The sequence below is a fragment of the Leptolyngbya sp. GB1-A1 genome, from assembly GCF_039962475.1.
Taxonomy (GTDB): domain Bacteria; phylum Cyanobacteriota; class Cyanobacteriia; order Elainellales; family Elainellaceae; genus Leptolyngbya_A.
Genome location: NZ_JAMPLI010000029.1, coordinates 24,569 through 43,448, shown reverse-complemented (window position 1 = coordinate 43,448; position 18,880 = coordinate 24,569). Strand labels below are relative to the sequence as shown.

Below are 18,880 nucleotides of genomic sequence, written 5' to 3'. Positions count from 1 at the left end.
CGGCGACCTCCCGAAAAGAGCTGCTTTCCATTATCGTGTCTTCTTCAAATCTTTTAGCGACATATCTTCCAGCGACACGTCTTCCAGCGACAGAGCAAGCTGATAGAGATCACGGCGAGGCAAATGGGTTTGACTGGCAAGCTGACGGCTCGCTTGAGAGCGAGACATTCCCTGCCGCAGCAGCTCTTGCAATTCAGTTTTAAGGGCACTTTCAGATAAAACCCTTGTGGCGGGCTGGCCTCCGGCAATCACCAGCGTAAATTCACCGTAGGCTTCCTGAGTCTGGTAGTGCTGCTCTGCCTCTGCCAGGGTTCCCCGCCAGAATTGCTCATGCAGTTTGGTAAGTTCTCTTGCCAGCACAATTTGCCGATCGCCTCCAAACTCTTCCCGCAAATCTTTCAAAGTCTGCCGCAGTCGGTGAGGAGCCTCGTAGCACACGATCGTGCGAGTTTCGCTCTGCAATGCGATGAGCCGCGCTTGACGCTCTGTGCCTTTTGTGGGCAAAAATCCTTCGAAGACAAAGCGATCGGTGGGAAGCCCAGCTGCGCTCAGGGCAGTGACCACAGCAGAAGCTCCCGGAATCGGTACGGCAGGGATTCCTTGCTCGATACAGGCTTTTACCAGCTCATAGCCGGGATCGGAAATGCCTGGCATTCCGGCATCGGTCACAAGCGCGATCGAATTGCCCTGTTGAAGGCGACGCAGTAGCTCATCCTGGCGGCTACGGCGATTGTGGTCGTGATAGCTAATCTGCGGCGTTTTGATCTGGAAGTGCTGAAGCAGCTTTCCAGTGTGACGAGTGTCTTCTGCCGCAATAAAATCAACCTGACGTAAAACTTCGATCGCCCGGAAGGTCATGTCTTCCAGATTGCCGATCGGGGTTCCTACGATGTATAACGTTGCAGACTGAATCTCCATACCAGGATCTTAACCACGGAAGGCAAAACCTTGTGGAAATTGCCTGGTAATTTTCCCGGAGAAGCTCCCTATTTCTAAAGCTGTCCTTGAAGTGTTGATAAAGCGAAACCTTCGCTGTTGCTTGCCCCTGAATCAAAGCGCATTCTGGTTTCATCAGTTGCTTTTATCAGAGCGCAAAGCTGCCGAAATTGCGGTTTAAGGGCGCGCTCACTGCTCTGGTTCAATCAATTGTTCTTTGGTTTGCCTCTTTTGGGGCGTTGTCTAGAGGCTGCTGCGCTATGTCATTCACACATTCTGAATTTGTTACCCTACTGCCGTCATTTGCATCTGAGATTCATCCTTCGGTTCAGAGCAGAACTAAGCGATCGATCGATATTCTGGGCGCAGGGGTTGGCTTAACGCTGACCGCTCTGGTTTTGATCCCGATCGCAGTAGCAATCTATATCAGCGATCCCGGCCCCATTTTTTACAGCCAGGAGCGATGCGGGTTTCGCGGACAAACGTTCCGCATCTGGAAGTTTCGCTCGATGGTGGTGAATGCCGAGAAACTTCAGCATCAGGTTCAAAATCAGGCGCAAGGCTACATCTTTAAGAACAATTGCGATCCTCGTATTACGCGAGTAGGACGGTTTCTGCGGCGTACTAGTCTAGACGAGCTGCCACAATTCTGGAACGTGCTACGCGGCGAGATGAGCCTGGTTGGAACCCGCCCGCCTACGCTAAATGAAGTGAGCCGCTACAAAGCTCATCACTGGCAGCGGCTAGAGGTAAAGCCAGGCATCACGGGAGAATGGCAGGCAAATGGTCGATCAACCGTAACCGATTTTGAGGAAATCGTGAAATTAGATTTGCGCTATCAGGAACGCTGGTCGATCGCTTATGATTTAGGGCTGATTTTCAAAACTATCCAGGTTGTGCTTAATCGTCGGGGAGCCTGTTAGCCAGGAGAAGACAACGTTTCGCCAAACAACAATGCGAAGCCGTTTCCCCTTCAGCAGAATCAATGGTGATATTTAATTGGGAAATAGAGCATTAGAAAACATCCTTCACAAAACTGGCACTGCTGACCCTCGCAAATCCAATTTTGGAAGCATTGTCTTGAGCTGCTGGAGCAATATCAGTCTCAATCGATCAGTCTCAGTCAGTCGGTTTTAACAGGAACTTTTTGCCCCTATTTCGCCTTAAAATCTGACTTTTTCAGCACTCAGACCAAGATTGGGCTAGATATGTATTACTTAATACAAAAAATCCGCTCAGAGTTAAGTTTAGTAATTTAAAGTCAGAAAGCTATCACAGAAGTTCCAATATCCCATTTGGCTTAACCCTACTTGCTCCACACCAGAGTGAAGGACAGGGGGTAAAAATCGCTTAGAACCAATTGGGCTAGAACGAATGATCTTATTGGTAGCAGGTGGCGGTAAGATGAAATCTTCAAAGGCGGGCTGGGGGAAGGGATATGGTAGCTGCACCAAATAAGCCATTGGCAAACGTCTTTCGTCAATTAAGCGGGAGTGCTTTTCCACCTGTTGTTGAAGCCTACGATCGTGGCAAAACAATCTTCTTTCCCGGCGACCCTGCCGAGCGAGTTTACTTCCTGCAAAAAGGGGCAGTCAAACTATCTCGCGTGTATGAAGCAGGTGAGGAAATTACGGTCGCGCTTCTCCGTGAAAACAGCGTGTTTGGCGTTCTGTCGCTCATCACCGGGCAACGTGCTGATCGCTTCTATCATGCCGTTGCCTTTACGCCCGTTGAGCTGCTGTCTGTGCCGATCGAGCAAGTCGAGAAAGCCCTGAAGGAAAACCCCGATCTCTGTATGCTGATGCTGCAAGGGTTATCCTCCCGAATTCTGCAAACCGAGATGATGATCGAAACGCTGGCGCATCGCGACATGGGATCACGTCTGGTCAGCTTCCTGCTGATTCTTTGCCGCGACTTCGGCATGCCCACCACCGAGGGCATTACGATCGACCTCAAACTATCTCATCAGGCAATTGCGGAAGCGATCGGCTCAACGCGGGTCACTGTGACTCGGCTGCTCGGCGATCTGCGTCAGGATCAAATGATTTCGATCCACAAGAAAAGAATTACCGTTCACAATCCAGTCACGCTCAGCCAGCAGTTCACTTAAAGTTGGCTGTGTCGCTGTTCAAAACACCCATGCCCCCAGAAGGACAGGAAGGACAAGGGATAGAACTTTCATTTCCCAAGTAACCTCATCCTAAGCGAATGCTTCTGGAGAAAAGGAACAGGAGGCTTGCGATCGGACGCAAACAGACGTTGCCGAACGGAGAAAGCTTGCGATTCCAACAGAACCTGAGTTAGACAATTACACTGATAACCATTCACCCCTCATCTCCCCCTCCCCCACCCAACCCTCAGGGTAGAAGTAGTAATCCTCACCGCCCTTTAGAATGGACTACAGATGGTTCTATTTATTAATCTGGGTCTATGTCAGTATTAGCGACAATCTCAGTTCTCGCCCTGTTAATTGTGGTTCACGAGCTGGGGCACTTTTTGGCAGCTCGTCTGCAAGGAATTCACGTCAATCGATTTTCGATCGGCTTTGGTCCGATTTTGCTGAAGTACCAGGGTGAGCGCACCGAATACGCGCTGCGAGCGATTCCGCTGGGTGGCTTTGTTGGCTTTCCCGACGATGACCCAGATAGTACAATTCCGCCCAACGATCCAAATCTGCTGAAAAACCGTCCGGTGCTTGATCGCGCCATTGTAATTAGTGCAGGCGTGATTGCCAATCTGATTTTTGCCTATCTGGTGTTTGTGGCGCAGTTCACGACGATCGGCATTCCTGAACAGTTTGATTATCAGCCGGGCGTCGTAATTCCAGAAATCATTTCTCAACAATCTCCGGCAGCACGGGCAGGGCTTCAGGCAGGAGACATTATCCTAGAAGTTAACGATCAGCCGCTGGGAGCCTCTCAGGACGCCGTTAAATCGCTAATGGAAACGATTCGCACCAGTCCGGATCAGCCTGTTGAATTTACCGTGCAGCGAGGCAATCAACAGCTTGATCTCAGCGTTACCCCTAAAGCGGGAGAAGATGGCGTCGCAAAAATCGGCGTACAGCTTGCCCCCAATATCAATGCAACTCAGTATCGCCGCCCCAATGGCGTTTTTGAGGTGCTGGGACTGGCAGCAAAGCAGTTTCAGGGAATGTTTCTTGCCACGGTGAATGGATTTATTGGTCTAATCACCAACTTCTCCTCGATGGCAGGGCAGGTCGCCGGCCCCGTCAAAATTGTGGAGCAGGGCGCGGGCTTGGTTGCAGCGAACGCGGGAAGCCTGTTTCCCTTCACGGCAATCATCAGCATTAACCTAGCGATTATCAACATTCTGCCGCTTCCGGCTCTGGATGGCGGCCAGCTTGTGTTTCTGTTGCTGGAAGGACTGCGCGGTAAGCCTTTGCCCAATCGGATTCAAGAGAACGTGATGCAAACCGGGCTGGTACTGCTGCTCGGATTAGGAATCTTCCTGATCGTTCGCGATACTACTCAGCTTGCGATTTTCCAGAGACTCTTCCAGTAGTCGCAGGGCAGCATGAACGTTAGGATGAGTTGGGCGTACAAGCTTGTCCAAGGGCTACGCGAACTGCCATCACTTTTGGTATGACGGTGTAGCCATCACCTCGTTTCCTTTTCTCTACTTCCTTTGTATCGTGAGACTTCGCAGCCTTTCTGCCCGAAAACAGCAGGCGTTAGAAATTCTGGTACGTCTGAAGCGGCTTTACCCAGAAGCTCCCTGCACGCTGGACTATGAAACTCCGGTGCAGCTTATGGTTGCTACGATTCTGTCTGCCCAATGTACCGATGAGCGGGTGAATCAGGTGACGCCTGCCCTGTTTCGCCGCTTTCCTGATGCTGAGGCGTTTGCCAATGCGGATGTCGCTGAAATTGAATCTTTGGTGCGATCGACTGGTTTTTATCGAAACAAAGCCAAAAATATCCAAGCTGCCTGCCGCCTGATCATGACCCAGTTTGGGGGTGAGGTTCCGCAACGGATGGAAGACCTGCTGACCCTGCCCGGCGTTGCCCGTAAAACGGCGAATGTAGTTTTAGCTCATGCCTTTGACATCCATGCAGGAGTCACGGTCGATACCCACGTTAAACGCCTGAGCGGACGACTGGGGCTCACCAAAGAAACAGACCCCCTCAAGATCGAGCGGGATTTGATGAAGCTGTTGCCCCAGCCCGACTGGGAAAACTGGTCGATTCGGCTGATTTATCACGGTCGTGCAGTTTGCAATGCCCGTAATCCTGCCTGTGATGTTTGTGCGTTAGCCGATTTGTGTCCCTCAGCCGATCGCTCCAAAATCACGCCGCCTCCTTTACCTGTTGTGGGGTTTGTACCAGAAGGACGGATTGAGATGAGGTAGTCAAGCTCTTACAACCTGCGGTAGTATAGTAAATGCTGTCTAAATAGGAACAACGTAATTCTTTCATGGCTAAGAAAGGCATGATCGAGCGTGAGAAAAAACGCCAAAAGCTCGTGGCGAAATACGCTCAAAAGCGCGAAGAACTGCTCGAACAATTTTCAAACACAACCTCTCAGCAGGAAAAGCTGGAAATCCATCGTCAGATTCAACAGCTTCCCCGCAACAGTGCGCCTGTGCGCCTCCACAATCGCTGCTGGCTCACAGGTCGTCCGAGAGGCTACTATCGAGATTTTGGTTTGTCTCGCCACGTTTTTCGGGAAATGGCGCATCAGGGCTTGCTGCCGGGTGTGGTCAAGTCAAGCTGGTAATCACTCCTGGAGTGTTCAGCCAGCCCAATTTAACCGATTTTATTTTGAGAGAAGGGCGATCGTGAAACACCGATCGCTCTTTTGCCATTTCTCAAATTTCGCAATTTTCCCGATCGTTTGCTACGCTATTAATCCAGAAAATGCCAGCGCAGTGTAGATTACAAGCCAGAAGCCTTAGCCTGTAAAATGATGCAGCATCCGTTTGAACATGGACAAATTTTTTACAGCTCCGGTGGACATTTCACCTACCGAGTGATTGGTCCCTGCTGTCGCCTGTTCGATCGTGAAGAGTTACCCTGGCCCTGCTGTCGGCTTCAGTGGCGCAGCAAGGAACCGAGCTGGCGGCGAATTGGCAAACGGTTTGTTCCTGATCTGGCAACAAAAAGTAGTCCATCCTACTCGGTTGAGGTGCTGGGGCAGGAGTATTCGGGGCGATCGATCATCACGCTCTATCCAGTAAAGCTGTCTCCTGAACTAAAGGAATGGTGGTACTCCAAACGAATTCAAGAAGAAAATACCCCCATCGATAGCCCGAAAGTGCTGACTGTAGAACCATAGGAGAACTGCAGAACCATAGGAGAACTGCAGGATCAGTGAGGCAAAGTATTAATTCTTAAAGCTCTGGGTCTGGCATCCCACTGCGCCAAGTCATCCTACAGTTTGCTCAATTAGGACAGCCATACCCGATAGGACAACCATATCCGTCCGAACAGGCAACAAAAAACGATCGCCGTGCAGGACGATCGTTGGCATGAATCAGGTTGCTCCTATTAAAAAAAATTGAATCCCGCTTTGTCACCCAACTTCATTCTTCAAAACAGAAAAATTACGTTTAGCCCTCTATCCGTTCATCCCAGGTTCGCATTTTGCCGGGATTTAATAGTCCGGCGGGATCAACCTGCTCTTTGAACTGAAGCTGCATGGGGTCGATCGTTTTTCTGCCACCGTCTTCGATGATGAAGGTATGGGGATTGGCAATAAATGCGCCGTGCTCCTCGTGGTAGCGCATGATTTCGTTGAGGCGATCGGGTGTAGTGTAGCGCACAAGCTGTAGAGCTGCCGGAACAACCGTGCCTTTGGCGCGAATAAATTCTAAGTGCATCATCACCTCATCGCCGAAGTGGTGATACATGTGCTCCACCAGCTTCAGATCTTTGTCCGCGGGGAAGATGGTTTGCAGATAGGTAATCGACGGATCGATGCTGCGGGCGTGTAGCGTGGTGTGGTTCCACGTGAATTCTCCTAGAACAACGCCTTTAGTGGCTTCCTGCGCGGATTTTTGATAGACGATCGTTCCGCCAAACTCTTTCACCAGTTCACCAAAGGATTCGAGACAGGGTTCCGCAATCATCACAAACGCAGAGTGCTGTTCTGGCGTGAGGACGTTTCGCAGGGCGGCAAAATACTGAGGAATTGGAGCCGCGAAGATGGTGATTAGCTTTTTAATCATGCCGTCGGAGTCGCCCAAGGTCTGACCGAACCGGGCTGCCGTCATGAAGTCGGGGAAGGTGACAATCAGCTCTGACCAGGGATAAGCTGCCGTCAGGGGAATCTCCAGCTCTGTGATAATGCCGTTTGTGCCCCAGGCATGTGCCACCTTGTACACATCGTCGCCCCGTAGCTCGATCACACGCGGATTTTCTTCCATTGTTACCACCCGCAGAGCCAGCAGGTTCCCGCGATCGGCAATCAGCCCGTAGGTAATCGAGCCAATGCCGCCACTGCCGCCACCAATGAATCCGCCGATCGAAGCTGTTCGATAAGTAGACGGAGCCATGCGAATTTCCCAGCCTGTTTCGCGGGTTTGTTTGTCAATCGCCGCCAGTTTTGCCCCCGCTTCAACGCAGGCGATTCCCGGTTTGACCCATTTCACCGCCTGCATTTTGGTCATGTCGAGAATCACCCCCCCCCGCATCGGCACGCACTGACCATAGTTCCCCGTGCCTGCGCCCCGCACCGTGAGCGGAATCTGATGCTTGACACACAGGGCAGCCACCCGCATGACTTCTGCTTCATTTGCTGGACGAACTACAATTTCTCCAACCTTATTGTTAAGCTGCGCCTGGAGCAGGGGACTGTAGGTGTAATAGTCCTTGGAAAGCTTGGCAACCTGCACCGCGTCGCGAATGACCTCAATGCCCTCTAATTCAGCTACGATCGCATTCCAATCGATCGAACGTGCTTCCGCAACCGTCATGCTGGGATTCTCCGGGAGTAACGAAAAGTGTAACTGCCTTTCCCATATTAAAAACCGAATTTTCAATAATCCGTCAATCTGGATGCAGTCCAGGCTAAATTATCTGCCGCAAAGGGTGTTGGATAGCTTGGTCGTTAGTTATAAGGCAGCAGTCATGGGTAATAGTTCTCTTGCCTGCCCTTGGGGATGACCTATCTTGTTTAACGCTGTCCCCCCTGGCTCGTATGATGGAAAACGCTATGACAGTCAACAAAGCCAACAAATTTGATTTTATCGACCGCGCCCTGGCAGAACGGGTTGAGCAGCAGCGGTTGCGATCGCTTCAGCCGCTTGTTCCGGCTGCTTCGCCCTGTGGCGAGGGGGGGATGAATAGCGTATGGGTCTGGAAGCAGGGACGGCCACTGCTCAACTTCAGCGCAAACGATTATCTGGGGCTGTCAAAGCATCCGGCACTGATCCAGGCAGCGCAAGACTATACAGGACGATACGGGACAGGCGCAACGGCATCGCGGCTTGTGGCGGGCAACTACGACATTCATCATCAGCTTGAGGAAAAACTGGCAGCTGCCTGTGGACGAGAAGCTGCTTTGCTGTTTAACTCAGGCTTTCAAGCAAATATGACTCTGCTAGGGACACTGCTGACTGCTCAATCTTGTGTACTGTGCGATCGGCTCATTCACAGCAGTTTGATTCAGGGCATTTTGGCAAGCGGGGCGAGGTTTTATCGCTATGCTCATAATGATTTGAATCAGCTTGAAACGCTGTGCAAAAAAGTCAGTTCACAGTCCTACGATCGGCTCATGATTGTAACTGAAACTGTTTTTAGCATGGATGGCGATCGAAGCGATGTGTCTGCCTTAATTCAGCTTGCAGATCAGTACAATGCGATTTTATATCTAGATGATGCTCATGCGCTTGGTGTACTGGGAGAACAGGGAATGGGATTAGCTGCATTCCAGCCAGAAATTGATCTGGTCGTAGGGACATTGGGTAAAGCCTTCGGGGCGTTCGGGGCATTCGTTGCCTGCTCACAAAAACTGCGCGACTATTTAATTAATTACTGCCCTGGATTTATTTATACGACGGCTCTGCCGCCCGGTATAATTGGGGCGATTGATGCTGCTCTGACATTAATTCCTGATCTTGATGATGAGCGACAGCATTTAATCAATCAGTCGAAGGAATTACGCGATCGGCTGCACAAAATAGGCTATAGCACACTCAATTCTGACTCTCAGATTGTTCCGATGATGGTGGGAGAGTCTGAAAAAACATTAGAGCTTTCACGGGCTTTAGAAACAGAAGGAATTTTAGCCGTTGCGATTCGTCCACCAACGGTTCCAGAAGGGTCTGCACGGATTCGGATCGCTCTTTCGAGTCAGCATCAGCCGGAGCATCTAGAAATGCTCATTCAAGCTTTATCAGCGATACCAGCGTGAATTTGAAGAAAAGAAATGTTTATAATAATCAAGTCGTGAGATATGTCCTACCTCAGCCCCCCAAATCCCCTAATCCTGGGGAACTTTAAGACTGAAGTAATTGCCTTTCACGGGTGGGGATTCGATCGCCAATGCTGGAAGTTTTGGCAGGAACAATTCACCCAGTTAGGCTGCAAGTTTCAGGCATTCGATCGCGGCTATTTTGGTAATTCGCTTCAGCCAAGTTTTACCAATTTTGATTCAAAAAAAATTATCCTCGTCCATTCCTACGGGCTGCATCTTTGCCCGATCGAGTTACTTCAGCAAGCTGATCTTTTAATTGTGTTTAATAGTTTCCTCACGTTTCATCCCGAAGCGAGAGCGGAGAAAAGACGATCGCAGCTTGTATTGGGTGAAATGATTCGCCAATTTCAGACAATGCCAGAAATTGTACTGCAAAACTTTTATCATCACTCTGGATATTCCCAGATTCAGCATGATTTTGACCACCTCAATCACTCGCTTCTGCTGCAAGATCTACATCAGTTAAATGATTCAAAGCTTGACGCATCTTGTATGCAGTCGATCGCTAAACTCCTTGTCTTCAGTAGCTCAGACGATCGCATCGTTGCTGCCTCCCAAACACAAGAATTTTTGATCGCCCTGCCCCATTCCTGTGAGTTGATTCGTATTCTGCGCGCCGGACACGCCCTTCCTTTTACTCACTTTGCTGAGTGCTGGTCGATACTGCAGTCTGTTCTTTGCTTTTCTATAAATTTCTAATGTTGTCACCTCCTAGCTCCTTTGATAAATCTCAAATTGCCGATCGATTTGGTCGAGCCGCTGCGACTTATCATCAGTTTGCAACGGTACAGAAGGCAGGCGCAAGACATCTTATTGGCCTAACAGACGCAGATTGGTTTCAGCTTCCTGAAGGTGATGTTTTAGAAATTGGTTGCGGGACGGGATTCTTGACTCAAGAATTGGTGAATCAGTTGGGAGAGCGATCGATTCTAGCCACAGATTTATCGTTGGAAGTGCTAGCGTTTTGTCAGTCTCATTTGTGCCTTCCTTCAGAACAAAATCGAGTATTATTTCAGCAGCTTGACGGCGAACGGTTGCCGATTCCAGAAGAACCATACGCCATGATCGCCAGCGGATTTGCGTTGCAGTGGTTCGATTGTCCAATGCAGGCACTCGCTCGCTGGCTCAAAGCAGTCAAACCCGGTGGCTGGCTCTTAATTTCCTTTCCCACCGATCGCAGCTTTCCTGAATGGCGGCAAATCTGTCAGCAGTTTAATCTTCCTTTGACGCTGAATCCATTACCCAATACTGATGCTTTACTTGAAAAGGTTCAAACGCTTCCTGTTTGCTGTTTTACCCATGAGGTGGTGAGCCAGACAATTCATTTTGATGCGATCGATTTTCTCAGAAGTTTGAAGGCAATCGGAGCGGGTTTGAGTTTAACCCGAAAGCAGCTTTCGATCCAACAATTAAAACGGCTATCAGCCGCCTGGAAGTTGCAGAATTGTGACAAAATAATTGCCAGTCATTCGATCGCTTATTGGGCGATTCAGCGAATTAATTAATTATTATTGCAGTCAATCAAGCAAATGCCATTTCAATTTCCAGAACATTTTTTTGTGACCGGAACCGACACCAATGTTGGTAAAACTGTTACTTCTGCAATGCTCACGCTTGGCTTGAATGCCGCTTACTGGAAGCCGATTCAGTCTGGTTTAGACACTATCACAGACACAGATTATGTTAAACAAGTGACTGGATTGAACGATGCTCATTTTCTGCCAGAACGGTTTCGATTAACAGAGCCACTTTCGCCCCATGCTTCTGCTGCGATCGACGGCCTTGAAATTCACCTTCATGATTTTGAATTGCCTAAAACAATCGAGCAGTCTCATTTGATTATTGAAGGAGCAGGCGGATTAATGGTTCCGATTAACGATCGCCACTACATAATTGACCTGATTAAATATTTAGAATTGCCTGTTTGTTTAGTGTCGAGAAGCACATTGGGAACGATTAACCATACGCTGCTATCGCTGGCACAACTTAAGCGGGAGAATATTCCAATTCTGGGGGTAATTATTAACGGTAAAAAGAATCCTGGTAATCGGGCGGCAATCGAGCATTATGGCCAGGTTCCGATTTTGGGTGAAGTTGATTTTCTGGAGGCGATCGATCCAGCGATGCTCAAAACTGCATACAATCAGCTTGAAATTCATGATTAAATTGCTCAACGCTTAACAGTTTTATCAATGGCGCATCCTCATCTCTGGTATCCTTTCACGCAGGCAAAAACCGCACCCGAACCGCTGAAGGTAAAATCTGCCCAGGGGGTCTGGTTAGAGCTAGAAAACGGTCAGCGATTGCTCGACTGCATCTCAAGCTGGTGGGTAAATTTACACGGTCATGCTCATCCCAAAATTGCTGAAGCTATCTATCAGCAGGCACAGCAATTAGAGCAGGTGATTTTCGCAGGATTCACCCATGATCCGGCAGAGCAGATTGCGACGAAATTGATTAAAAAACTGCCTGCGAAATCGAATCGCATCTTCTTTTCAGATAATGGCTCAACGGCGATTGAAGTTGCGCTGAAAATGGCGTATCAATACTGGACAAACCAACAGCAAAAGCGATCGACATTTATTGCCTTTGAGGGAGCCTATCATGGCGATACTTTTGGGGCAATGGCAGTCGGGACGCGATCGATTTTTACACAGCCGTTTGATGATTTGCTGTTTCGAGTGGAGTTTGTTTCCTATCCTGAAACTTATTGGGGAGACAATTCAATCGAGGAAAAAGAAGATGAGATTCTGTTTTCAATTCAGCAAAAACTTCAGCAGTCCGATCAATATGCCGGAATTTTAATCGAACCGCTGATTCAAGGCGCGGGCGGAATGCGGATGTGTCGATCGGTCTTTCTACAAAAACTAGCTCAACTGGCAAAAGATGCCGAAACCTTGCTCATTTTTGATGAGATTATGACTGGTTTTGGGCGCACGGGCGAATGGTTTAGCTGCGTTAAAGCAGGAGTGGAACCGGATATTCTTTGTCTTTCAAAAGGCATTACCGGCGGTTTTTTGCCGCTCTCGGTGACGGTGAGTTCAGAAGCAATTTATCAGGCATTTTATAGTGATGATCTGACAAAAACCTTCTTCCACGGTCATAGCTATACTGCGAATCCTTTAGGCTGTGCAGCTGCTTTGGCTTCGCTGGAGTTGATGCAGGAAAATGAGTCAAAGTTTCGCGGGATGGAAGCCTTGCACTGGCAGAACCTGGAATCGTTGAAAGCATTGCCGAACGTGGAAAAGCTACGGGTTACAGGCACGATCGCTGCCTTTGACATCAAGACAAACGATCAGCCTGGATACTTAAATCAAATTGCGGGTAAAATTCGCACTCAGGCGATCGATCGAGGATTGCTGCTGCGTCCTTTGGGGAACGTTTTATACCTGATGCCGCCCTATTGTATTACCGAGGCAGAACTGGAGTGGGTTTATCAAAATCTGACAGCAATTTTAGCTGAGCTTCAGGGAATTTGAAAAGTGGCCAAGATCCTGCATTGTCCCTTAAATCCTCCAACACCGGGGAACTTTAAAGCGGGGAACTTTGAAGCCTGGAGAAAAAACCAGGTTTTCACAAATTTGGCATCTAGAAAGGCGGTTATTTTTTATCGCACATCCTCATAAAACTGCTTCAAGTAATCCGCAGAAACGCCAATGCCCCAGAGAAAACCGATGTAGAAATAAACCCAGTTCGCTTTCAAAAAACCCCATTTTGCCACCCGTCGATCGGAGGAAAACACAACTCGATCGACTAAACAAATTTGCCCGTAGCGCACCAGTTTCAAACATAAATCAGCTTCTTCCATAATGGGCAGCGCAGTATCAAATCCACCGCAGCGTTCAAAAACCGATCGCCTGCAAAACATCGCCTGATCCCCAAACAGCAACCGCAGTCCTTTGAAAAATAAATGGGGACGAAACAAGAGCGGGGCGTAGTAGGTTTTCAGATAGTTGTGCAGCGAAGTGAGCCAGCGCGTTTGGGTTTTGCCTGTCATCAGCGAAACAAATCCGCCGCCCACGATTTCTGGTTGAGCAAATGTCTCGTCGATCAGCGTGACCAAATCAGCAGGAACCAGCGTATCAGCATGAACAAAACAAAGCGCGTCTCCGGTCGCTGCCTCTGCCCCGTGATTCATCTGGATCGATCGCCCCGAAGTTAGGCATCGAATGACTGCAATCCCAGCCGCTTCTGCAATGGCAATCGTTCCATCCTGGCTGCCACCATCAACGACAAAAATTTCCCAGGCAGGCGGATCAAGTAACTCAAGGTGGCGCAGCGTTTGTTCTAGACAGGCAGACTCATTCAGGGTTGGAATAATTACCGAAACACGCATGGGCAAGGCAAAATCGATCGGTTCGGCTTTTATCATAGGCTTTGCGACAAAAGTTCTCTACTGCTTCCTGTCGCCCGCAAAAAAGGGAGGAAAAACCTCCCAGGAGTGGAATGCTGTAATTGTGCGTGTAACTTTGTATGTGTAACTGTGCGCGTAACTGTGCGTCTAACTTGTGCCCGTGATTGTGTCTCTAACTGCGCATGTAATTATGCGAGGCTGGTTTTTATTTCAGGTCGGTTAGTAATGAATTAGAAAGCTAAAGATGAATTGTTGCAATCATTCTTTTAGCTACTCAGACACTCGATCGCTTCCCGTCGAGCATAAATGTTTTTGATATGTTTCTTCACTGTGTCTTCTGCAATGTGCAGTTGGGCAGCAATTTGCTTATAAGTGCAGCCAATTCGCTTTAGCAGCCAGACTTCCGTTTCGCGGTTTGTGAGTCCGTATTTTAATGCTTCTGCGATCGCCCGATAGCGTGCCGACTCATACTGATCCTCCAGCGTAATCAGTAAACAGGGGCGAGTCACTTCTTGTAAATCCAGCCAGCGAACTCGCACACGAATAAGCGATTCATTCACATGCAGTTCTTCGTCTAGAATTACAGTACGCTGCGAAGCAGTTTCTTCTTCAGAGCAATCGGAAATAAAGTTTCGTTCTTTGATAAGTGCTTGGCAAATGCGCCATATCGCGGGATGTAAAGTGGGCGTTGATCCAACATAGGAACCGATTTGGCAGCAAAGCTGCTGAGCATATCGATTCGCGTGAAGGACTTCACCCTGGTCAGTCGCAATGAGAATGCCATCTCCTAAACACTCTAAGATGCTCTGCAAAAGCGATAGCGGTTTAGCCGTCTGGGGCAAAGTATCAACGTGATTTACTGGGTTTTCTGATGAGCTGAGAAACAATCCAAACGAGTGACGACTTTTAGTATGCATATTGGGGTTCATTTTGGGGGCTATGAATGAACAACATAAGCCTCGAATGAAGATTCGTTTTTGAGTAAGTTTTTATGAATCCAACTGATTGAGGCTTGATTTAATCAAAAACGTCTGCTTCTCAATTCATAAGCTATGGTATGCCACTACAACAACTGCGACCCCCATTTCGGCCAGCCATGCTAAGCCGGTCGTCCATCGTCAAGCATAAAAAAGCGACCAATTGATAAACTGGTCGAATCTAAACAAGTATTTAGACGGGCAATTTCTGGAGAAATCCGCTTCCTGCAAATACAGCTTAATTTTTGTGAATGATTCTCATCAGGCGAGCGATTAGGATTGGGGGGCTGAACAGGTGAGACTGCAACTGCTGCGCTTTTCCATCATTATCTTCCGTAATTATCTCTTCGCCCAATGAAGTGTTTGATCCGGATCTTTCTCAAATCAGACAAAACTTAGTCATTCCAATCTAAACGATCGCATCAGAATCTCGCATTAGAACTCAGAGCTAAAATCAAGCATTGAATCAATTAAACGCCTGCCGGAGCAAAGAGAGCTGATTCAATCCGTTCCAGGGCTTTTTCCAGGTCGTCGTTAATCACCTGAATATCAAATTCATCTGCTGCGTTGATTTCCGATCGTGCCCGGTCCAATCGCCGGACGATCGCCTCTTCAGAATCCTGAGCGCGATGCCGCAGCCGATACTCCAGCTCAATTAGGGAAGGCGGCAGAATAAAGATTCGCAGGGCTTCGGGAAAGGTTTTGCGAATTTGCCGTGCGCCCTCTAGCTCAATTTCCAGGACAACCCATTTGCCCTGCCGAATTTTTTCTTCAACGGGGCGGCGAGGCGTGCCGTAATAGTTCCCTGCAAATTCTGCCCACTCCAGCAGTTCACCCTGAGCCACCATTCGCTCAAATTCGATGCGGCTGACGAACTGATAGTGTTGTCCGTCGATTTCGCCAGGGCGAGGTTGGCGAGTTGTAGCAGAAACAGACAGATAAAGGTCAGAATGCCGTTTGAGCAAGGCTCTCAGAAGTGTCCCTTTGCCGACACCGCTTGGTCCAGTTAGTACAATCAGTCTGCCAGTTCCCATGTCACTCACGCAGCTAGAGGATGATGATTAGTAAACTATCTTACTAAATCGCGAGGGTTTCATCAGGGAGGGTTGCCCCTACCTTAGCCTGATTTACGCTTCGAGGACTCCCTCTTTATGAATCACAAATCGATTGGCAACGGTTTCTGGCTGGATTGCCGAAAGCACGACATGACCATCATCCATAATGATCACAGCGCGAGTTCGCCGTCCATAGGTCGCATCCACCAGTTTGCCACCGTCTTTCGCATCGCCAATGATTCGCTTAATGGGCGCAGATTCAGGACTGACGATCGCAATGACCCGGTTTGCAGAGACAATGTTGCCGAAGCCAATATTAATGAGCCGAATATCCATAATGAAAGTAGAAAGCTTGAACTTGACCAATATGATGCAAATTCACGGAGCTGGATGCTAAAAATTCACCTACTACGGGAAAAACACTAAATTTCTGCTTGAATCTTGCTCTCGCGCAGGGTACTTCTATCTTAAGTCAGATGATTCAGTTCGAGTTAAAAAGTACCTCAGAATCGATCGCAACATAATAGCGTTAACCTGCACTTTAATGAAAGACCTAACCACTTTAGCCAAGCTTATATCCTAAACTGCTGTGCAACCTGTTGACTACACCACCTTTAAGGCGATCTGTGCTGAGTTGAGCAAAACCTGGCTTCCGGCGAGACTGGAGCAGGTCTATCAGCGCGATCGTCATACCATTGCCCTTGCCCTGCGAACCCTGAATCAGCGCGGCTGGCTTACCCTGTCCTGGCATCCTCAGGCAGCCCGAATGGGCATGGGTGAACCGCCGCCCCGCATTCCTGATACGTTTACCTTTAGCCAGCAGTTGCGGCATCAGTTGGGCAATCTGGCACTGGTGGCGATCGAGCCGCTTTCCCCGTGGGAACGAGTAGCCGATTTGCAGTTTGCCCGTCGTCCGGGGGAGCCTGCTTTGTGGCATTTGTTCGTCGAGATTCAGGGAAACTACAGCAATGTGATTTTGACCAACCAGGACAAGATAATCGTGACGGCAGCGCATCAGGTAAGTTCCCAACAGTCCAGCGTCCGTCCGATTCAAACGGGACAGCCCTACGAAGCACCGCCACCACCCAACGGAGCAGTTCCCACGCAAGAGGAAGAATTCAATCGCTGGCAGGAACGGCTCAGCCTGATTCCCGATCCTTTACGGCGTGCATTGATTAAAACCTATCGTGGACTCAGTTCTGCCCTGGTTTTATCGATGCTTCAGACAGCCGACCTGTCGCCGGATCAAACCACCGATACCCTCAGTTCCGAGCAGTGGGCGCGGCTATTCGATCGCTGGCAGGCATGGTTAAAAATATTGCAAACCGAGCAGTTTCAGCCGGGGTGGTTGACGCAGGGCTATACGGTGCTGGGATGGGGAGCGGTACGTCCTGCCGAAAGTATGCAGCAGATGATCGATCGCTACTACACCGATCAGCTTAACCAGCAGGAGTTCGTTCAGCTTCGGCATCAGGTCAGCCAGCGCATCAGCAATTTGCTCAAGAAACTGTCTCAAAAAGCGCAGGGATTTCGCGATCGATTGCAGCAGTCCGACCAGGCAGACGACTATCGGGAAAAAGCCGATTTATTAATGGCGCATCTACACGAGTGGCAGCCCGGCATGAAGCAAATTCAGCTTGCCGACTTCCTCACCGGAAAACCTGTGACGATCGCCCTCGACCCCGAAAAGAATGCGGTTCAAAACGCTCAGGCACTCTATAAACGTCACCAAAAACTGAAACGATCGAGAGATGCGATCGAACCTTTGCTGGCAGAAGTGCAAACCGAAATCGACTATCTGGAACAGGTGGAAGTGGCGATCGCCCAGAGTGACTCCTACCGCACTGCTGATGACCTTGACTCGCTGGAGGAAATCCGCGAAGAGCTCATTCAGCAGGGCTATCTGGAAGATCCGGAGCAAAAGTATCGCAGCAGCTCGGCTCAAACCACCAACTTTCTGCGCTACCGCACCCCGAATCAGTTTGAAGTGCTGATCGGACGCAACAATCGTCAGAACGACCTGCTCACTTTCCGCACTGCTAACGACTACGATCTCTGGTTTCACACCCAGGAAATTCCTGGTAGCCATGTGCTGCTGCGCCTTGATCCCGGAGCCGTTCCCGATGAAGTCGATTTGCAGTTTACCGCCGATTTAGCTGCCTACTACAGCCGTGCCCGCCAGAGCGATCAGGCTCCCGTGGTTTACACCGAGCCGAGGCAGGTCTTCAAACCCAAAGGAGCAAAGCCGGGAATTGCAATTTATAAACAGGAGCGAATTATCTGGGGTCAGCCGCAGAAGGGGCGATCGATCGTAGAGCAGGCGGAGACGGCTTCTTAAAAATCATCAGGTGCTGCTGCGGCAAAAAGTCCTGCGTTTCCTGCCAGGTCAGGCCCACCGCCTGCATTTCTTTCCGCGCCTGTCGCTGACTCATTTTGTGCAGTCGCTTGATTGAAATAAACGGACTTTCGCCGCGATATTCCACTAGTGCGACTCGTCCCCCGGGTTTGAGCGATCGGACAATGCCCTGCATCATTTCATAGGGGTAGGCAAATTCGTGATAGGCATCGACCATCAGTGCCAGATCGATCGATTCTGGGGGCAAATGGGGGTCAGTTTCCTCGCCCAGCACCGGCTCCACGTTTTCTGCGTCGTTTTCCTGCCTGAGGAATTCCAGCATGTCCAGCATTTCCGGCTGAATATCAACCGCATACACCTTGCCCTGCGGTACTTTTTCACTCAGGCGAAAGCTAAAATAGCCCGTTCCTGCCCCCACGTCTGCCACCACATCATCGGGTTTCAGGTTTAACGCTGCCACTACTGCGTTGGGCTGTTCTTCGATCAAGCGTCCGGGACGCTCCAACCATCCAGCTCCCTGATGCCCCATTACTTGAGCAATTTCCCGCTTGAAGTAAAACTTTCCGATACCGTCTGGGTCGTGAATCAGTTTTTCCTGATAAATTTCTTCCTGAGCGATCGGAGACTGCTCAAAGGGATTATCCGCCCAGGCTGGATTGATCCCTAGGAGAACACCGCCCCAAACCCAAAATAGAGAAAAAGTCAGGCAAAATGCCAAACTCACGAGAAGAAGCCCAACGCCACGCCGCAGGTATCGCATCGA

The 18,880-nt window shown here is 49.4% G+C and carries 19 protein-coding genes; 12 read left to right on the top strand and 7 right to left on the bottom strand.

What is annotated here, in order from left to right; all coding sequences use genetic code 11:
• Positions 1 to 30: 30 nt before the first annotated feature.
• Positions 31 to 918, bottom strand: coding sequence for a 16S rRNA (cytidine(1402)-2'-O)-methyltransferase (gene rsmI, locus NDI45_RS21615; protein WP_190792305.1), 888 nt, complete (start codon positions 916 to 918; stop codon positions 31 to 33).
• Between the two features lie 278 nt (positions 919 to 1,196).
• Between rsmI and NDI45_RS21610 the strand changes: the two genes are divergently transcribed.
• The 6 genes from NDI45_RS21610 (at position 1,197) to NDI45_RS21585 (ending at position 6,234) form a co-directional block, all read left to right on the top strand.
• Positions 1,197 to 1,859 (top strand): sugar transferase, encoded by a 663-nt coding sequence (locus NDI45_RS21610; protein WP_348248651.1) that lies wholly within the window; start codon positions 1,197 to 1,199, stop codon positions 1,857 to 1,859.
• Positions 1,860 to 2,374: 515 nt separating this feature from the next.
• Positions 2,375 to 3,046 (top strand): global nitrogen regulator NtcA, encoded by a 672-nt coding sequence (gene ntcA / locus NDI45_RS21605; protein ID WP_190792307.1) that lies wholly within the window; start codon positions 2,375 to 2,377, stop codon positions 3,044 to 3,046.
• 320 nt (positions 3,047 to 3,366) lie between these two features.
• Positions 3,367 to 4,461 carry an RIP metalloprotease RseP gene (rseP, locus tag NDI45_RS21600; protein ID WP_348248650.1) on the top strand — a complete coding sequence of 365 codons (1,095 nt, stop codon included), beginning with the start codon at positions 3,367 to 3,369 and terminating at the stop codon, positions 4,459 to 4,461.
• 130 nt (positions 4,462 to 4,591) lie between these two features.
• Entirely contained in the window at positions 4,592 to 5,308 is a 717-nt protein-coding gene (nth, locus tag NDI45_RS21595) for an endonuclease III (RefSeq protein WP_348248649.1), read from the top strand.
• A 65-nt stretch (positions 5,309 to 5,373) separates the two neighbouring features.
• A complete protein-coding gene (gene rpsN / locus NDI45_RS21590; RefSeq protein ID WP_190792309.1) occupies positions 5,374 to 5,676 on the top strand; it encodes a 30S ribosomal protein S14 in 303 nt (100 codons plus the stop codon).
• Between the two features lie 186 nt (positions 5,677 to 5,862).
• Positions 5,863 to 6,234 (top strand): hypothetical protein, encoded by a 372-nt coding sequence (locus tag NDI45_RS21585; protein WP_199296592.1) that lies wholly within the window; start codon positions 5,863 to 5,865, stop codon positions 6,232 to 6,234.
• A gap of 274 nt (positions 6,235 to 6,508) precedes the next feature.
• Here NDI45_RS21585 and NDI45_RS21580 read toward each other — a convergent pair whose 3' ends face one another.
• Entirely contained in the window at positions 6,509 to 7,873 is a 1,365-nt protein-coding gene (locus NDI45_RS21580) for an FAD-binding oxidoreductase (RefSeq protein ID WP_348248648.1), read from the bottom strand.
• Between the two features lie 239 nt (positions 7,874 to 8,112).
• Between NDI45_RS21580 and bioF the strand changes: the two genes are divergently transcribed.
• Genes bioF through bioA form a run of 5 tightly spaced genes read left to right on the top strand, consistent with a single transcriptional unit; the run spans position 8,113 to position 12,854 of the window.
• Positions 8,113 to 9,312 (top strand): 8-amino-7-oxononanoate synthase, encoded by a 1,200-nt coding sequence (gene bioF, locus NDI45_RS21575; RefSeq protein WP_348248647.1) that lies wholly within the window; start codon positions 8,113 to 8,115, stop codon positions 9,310 to 9,312.
• A 42-nt stretch (positions 9,313 to 9,354) separates the two neighbouring features.
• Entirely contained in the window at positions 9,355 to 10,074 is a 720-nt protein-coding gene (locus NDI45_RS21570; RefSeq protein WP_348248646.1) for an alpha/beta hydrolase, read from the top strand.
• Positions 10,074 to 10,880 (top strand): methyltransferase domain-containing protein, encoded by an 807-nt coding sequence (locus NDI45_RS21565; RefSeq protein WP_348248645.1) that lies wholly within the window; start codon positions 10,074 to 10,076, stop codon positions 10,878 to 10,880. The genes NDI45_RS21570 and NDI45_RS21565 overlap by 1 nt, the downstream gene beginning before the upstream one ends.
• Before the next feature lie 24 nt (positions 10,881 to 10,904).
• Entirely contained in the window at positions 10,905 to 11,540 is a 636-nt protein-coding gene (gene bioD / locus NDI45_RS21560; RefSeq protein WP_348248644.1) for a dethiobiotin synthase, read from the top strand.
• Between the two features lie 27 nt (positions 11,541 to 11,567).
• Positions 11,568 to 12,854 (top strand): adenosylmethionine--8-amino-7-oxononanoate transaminase, encoded by a 1,287-nt coding sequence (bioA, locus tag NDI45_RS21555; protein WP_348248643.1) that lies wholly within the window; start codon positions 11,568 to 11,570, stop codon positions 12,852 to 12,854.
• 128 nt (positions 12,855 to 12,982) lie between these two features.
• Here bioA and NDI45_RS21550 read toward each other — a convergent pair whose 3' ends face one another.
• The 4 genes from NDI45_RS21550 to NDI45_RS21535 all read right to left on the bottom strand — a co-directional run bounded on the left by NDI45_RS21550 (position 12,983) and on the right by NDI45_RS21535 (position 16,097).
• The gene (locus NDI45_RS21550) at positions 12,983 to 13,747 is read right to left on the bottom strand and encodes a TIGR04283 family arsenosugar biosynthesis glycosyltransferase (protein ID WP_348248642.1); all 765 of its coding nucleotides are present in this window, start codon (positions 13,745 to 13,747) and stop codon (positions 12,983 to 12,985) included.
• A gap of 248 nt (positions 13,748 to 13,995) precedes the next feature.
• Positions 13,996 to 14,646, bottom strand: coding sequence for a LuxR C-terminal-related transcriptional regulator (locus NDI45_RS21545; RefSeq protein ID WP_348248641.1), 651 nt, complete (start codon positions 14,644 to 14,646; stop codon positions 13,996 to 13,998).
• A 530-nt stretch (positions 14,647 to 15,176) separates the two neighbouring features.
• Complete coding sequence (gmk, locus tag NDI45_RS21540) at positions 15,177 to 15,740, bottom strand: guanylate kinase (protein ID WP_348248640.1); 564 nt, start codon at positions 15,738 to 15,740, stop codon at positions 15,177 to 15,179.
• 93 nt (positions 15,741 to 15,833) lie between these two features.
• Positions 15,834 to 16,097 (bottom strand): DUF370 domain-containing protein, encoded by a 264-nt coding sequence (locus NDI45_RS21535; protein WP_190791756.1) that lies wholly within the window; start codon positions 16,095 to 16,097, stop codon positions 15,834 to 15,836.
• A gap of 253 nt (positions 16,098 to 16,350) precedes the next feature.
• Between NDI45_RS21535 and NDI45_RS21530 the strand changes: the two genes are divergently transcribed.
• Positions 16,351 to 18,099 carry an NFACT RNA binding domain-containing protein gene (locus NDI45_RS21530; protein WP_348248639.1) on the top strand — a complete coding sequence of 583 codons (1,749 nt, stop codon included), beginning with the start codon at positions 16,351 to 16,353 and terminating at the stop codon, positions 18,097 to 18,099.
• Here NDI45_RS21530 and NDI45_RS21525 read toward each other — a convergent pair.
• Entirely contained in the window at positions 18,038 to 18,877 is an 840-nt protein-coding gene (locus NDI45_RS21525) for a class I SAM-dependent methyltransferase (RefSeq protein WP_190791548.1), read from the bottom strand. The two genes, NDI45_RS21530 and NDI45_RS21525, sit on opposite strands and share 62 nt — an antisense overlap.
• Positions 18,878 to 18,880: the final 3 nt, after the last annotated feature.

Excerpts from the sequence above, each read along its gene's own strand:
- rsmI (WP_190792305.1), bottom strand. The coding sequence starts at position 918 with ATGGAGATTCAGTCTGCAACGTTATACATCGTAGGAACCCCGATCGGC.
- NDI45_RS21610 (WP_348248651.1), top strand. The coding sequence starts at position 1,197 with ATGTCATTCACACATTCTGAATTTGTTACCCTACTGCCGTCATTTGCA.
- ntcA (WP_190792307.1), top strand. The coding sequence starts at position 2,375 with ATGGTAGCTGCACCAAATAAGCCATTGGCAAACGTCTTTCGTCAATTA.
- rseP (WP_348248650.1), top strand. The coding sequence starts at position 3,367 with ATGTCAGTATTAGCGACAATCTCAGTTCTCGCCCTGTTAATTGTGGTT.
- rpsN (WP_190792309.1), top strand. The coding sequence starts at position 5,374 with ATGGCTAAGAAAGGCATGATCGAGCGTGAGAAAAAACGCCAAAAGCTC.
- NDI45_RS21585 (WP_199296592.1), top strand. The coding sequence starts at position 5,863 with ATGATGCAGCATCCGTTTGAACATGGACAAATTTTTTACAGCTCCGGT.
- NDI45_RS21580 (WP_348248648.1), bottom strand. The coding sequence starts at position 7,873 with ATGACGGTTGCGGAAGCACGTTCGATCGATTGGAATGCGATCGTAGCT.
- bioF (WP_348248647.1), top strand. The coding sequence starts at position 8,113 with ATGACAGTCAACAAAGCCAACAAATTTGATTTTATCGACCGCGCCCTG.
- NDI45_RS21570 (WP_348248646.1), top strand. The coding sequence starts at position 9,355 with ATGTCCTACCTCAGCCCCCCAAATCCCCTAATCCTGGGGAACTTTAAG.
- NDI45_RS21565 (WP_348248645.1), top strand. The coding sequence starts at position 10,074 with ATGTTGTCACCTCCTAGCTCCTTTGATAAATCTCAAATTGCCGATCGA.
- bioD (WP_348248644.1), top strand. The coding sequence starts at position 10,905 with ATGCCATTTCAATTTCCAGAACATTTTTTTGTGACCGGAACCGACACC.
- bioA (WP_348248643.1), top strand. The coding sequence starts at position 11,568 with ATGGCGCATCCTCATCTCTGGTATCCTTTCACGCAGGCAAAAACCGCA.
- NDI45_RS21550 (WP_348248642.1), bottom strand. The coding sequence starts at position 13,747 with ATGATAAAAGCCGAACCGATCGATTTTGCCTTGCCCATGCGTGTTTCG.
- NDI45_RS21545 (WP_348248641.1), bottom strand. The coding sequence starts at position 14,646 with ATGCATACTAAAAGTCGTCACTCGTTTGGATTGTTTCTCAGCTCATCA.
- gmk (WP_348248640.1), bottom strand. The coding sequence starts at position 15,740 with ATGGGAACTGGCAGACTGATTGTACTAACTGGACCAAGCGGTGTCGGC.
- NDI45_RS21535 (WP_190791756.1), bottom strand. The coding sequence starts at position 16,097 with ATGGATATTCGGCTCATTAATATTGGCTTCGGCAACATTGTCTCTGCA.
- NDI45_RS21525 (WP_190791548.1), bottom strand. The coding sequence starts at position 18,877 with ATGCGATACCTGCGGCGTGGCGTTGGGCTTCTTCTCGTGAGTTTGGCA.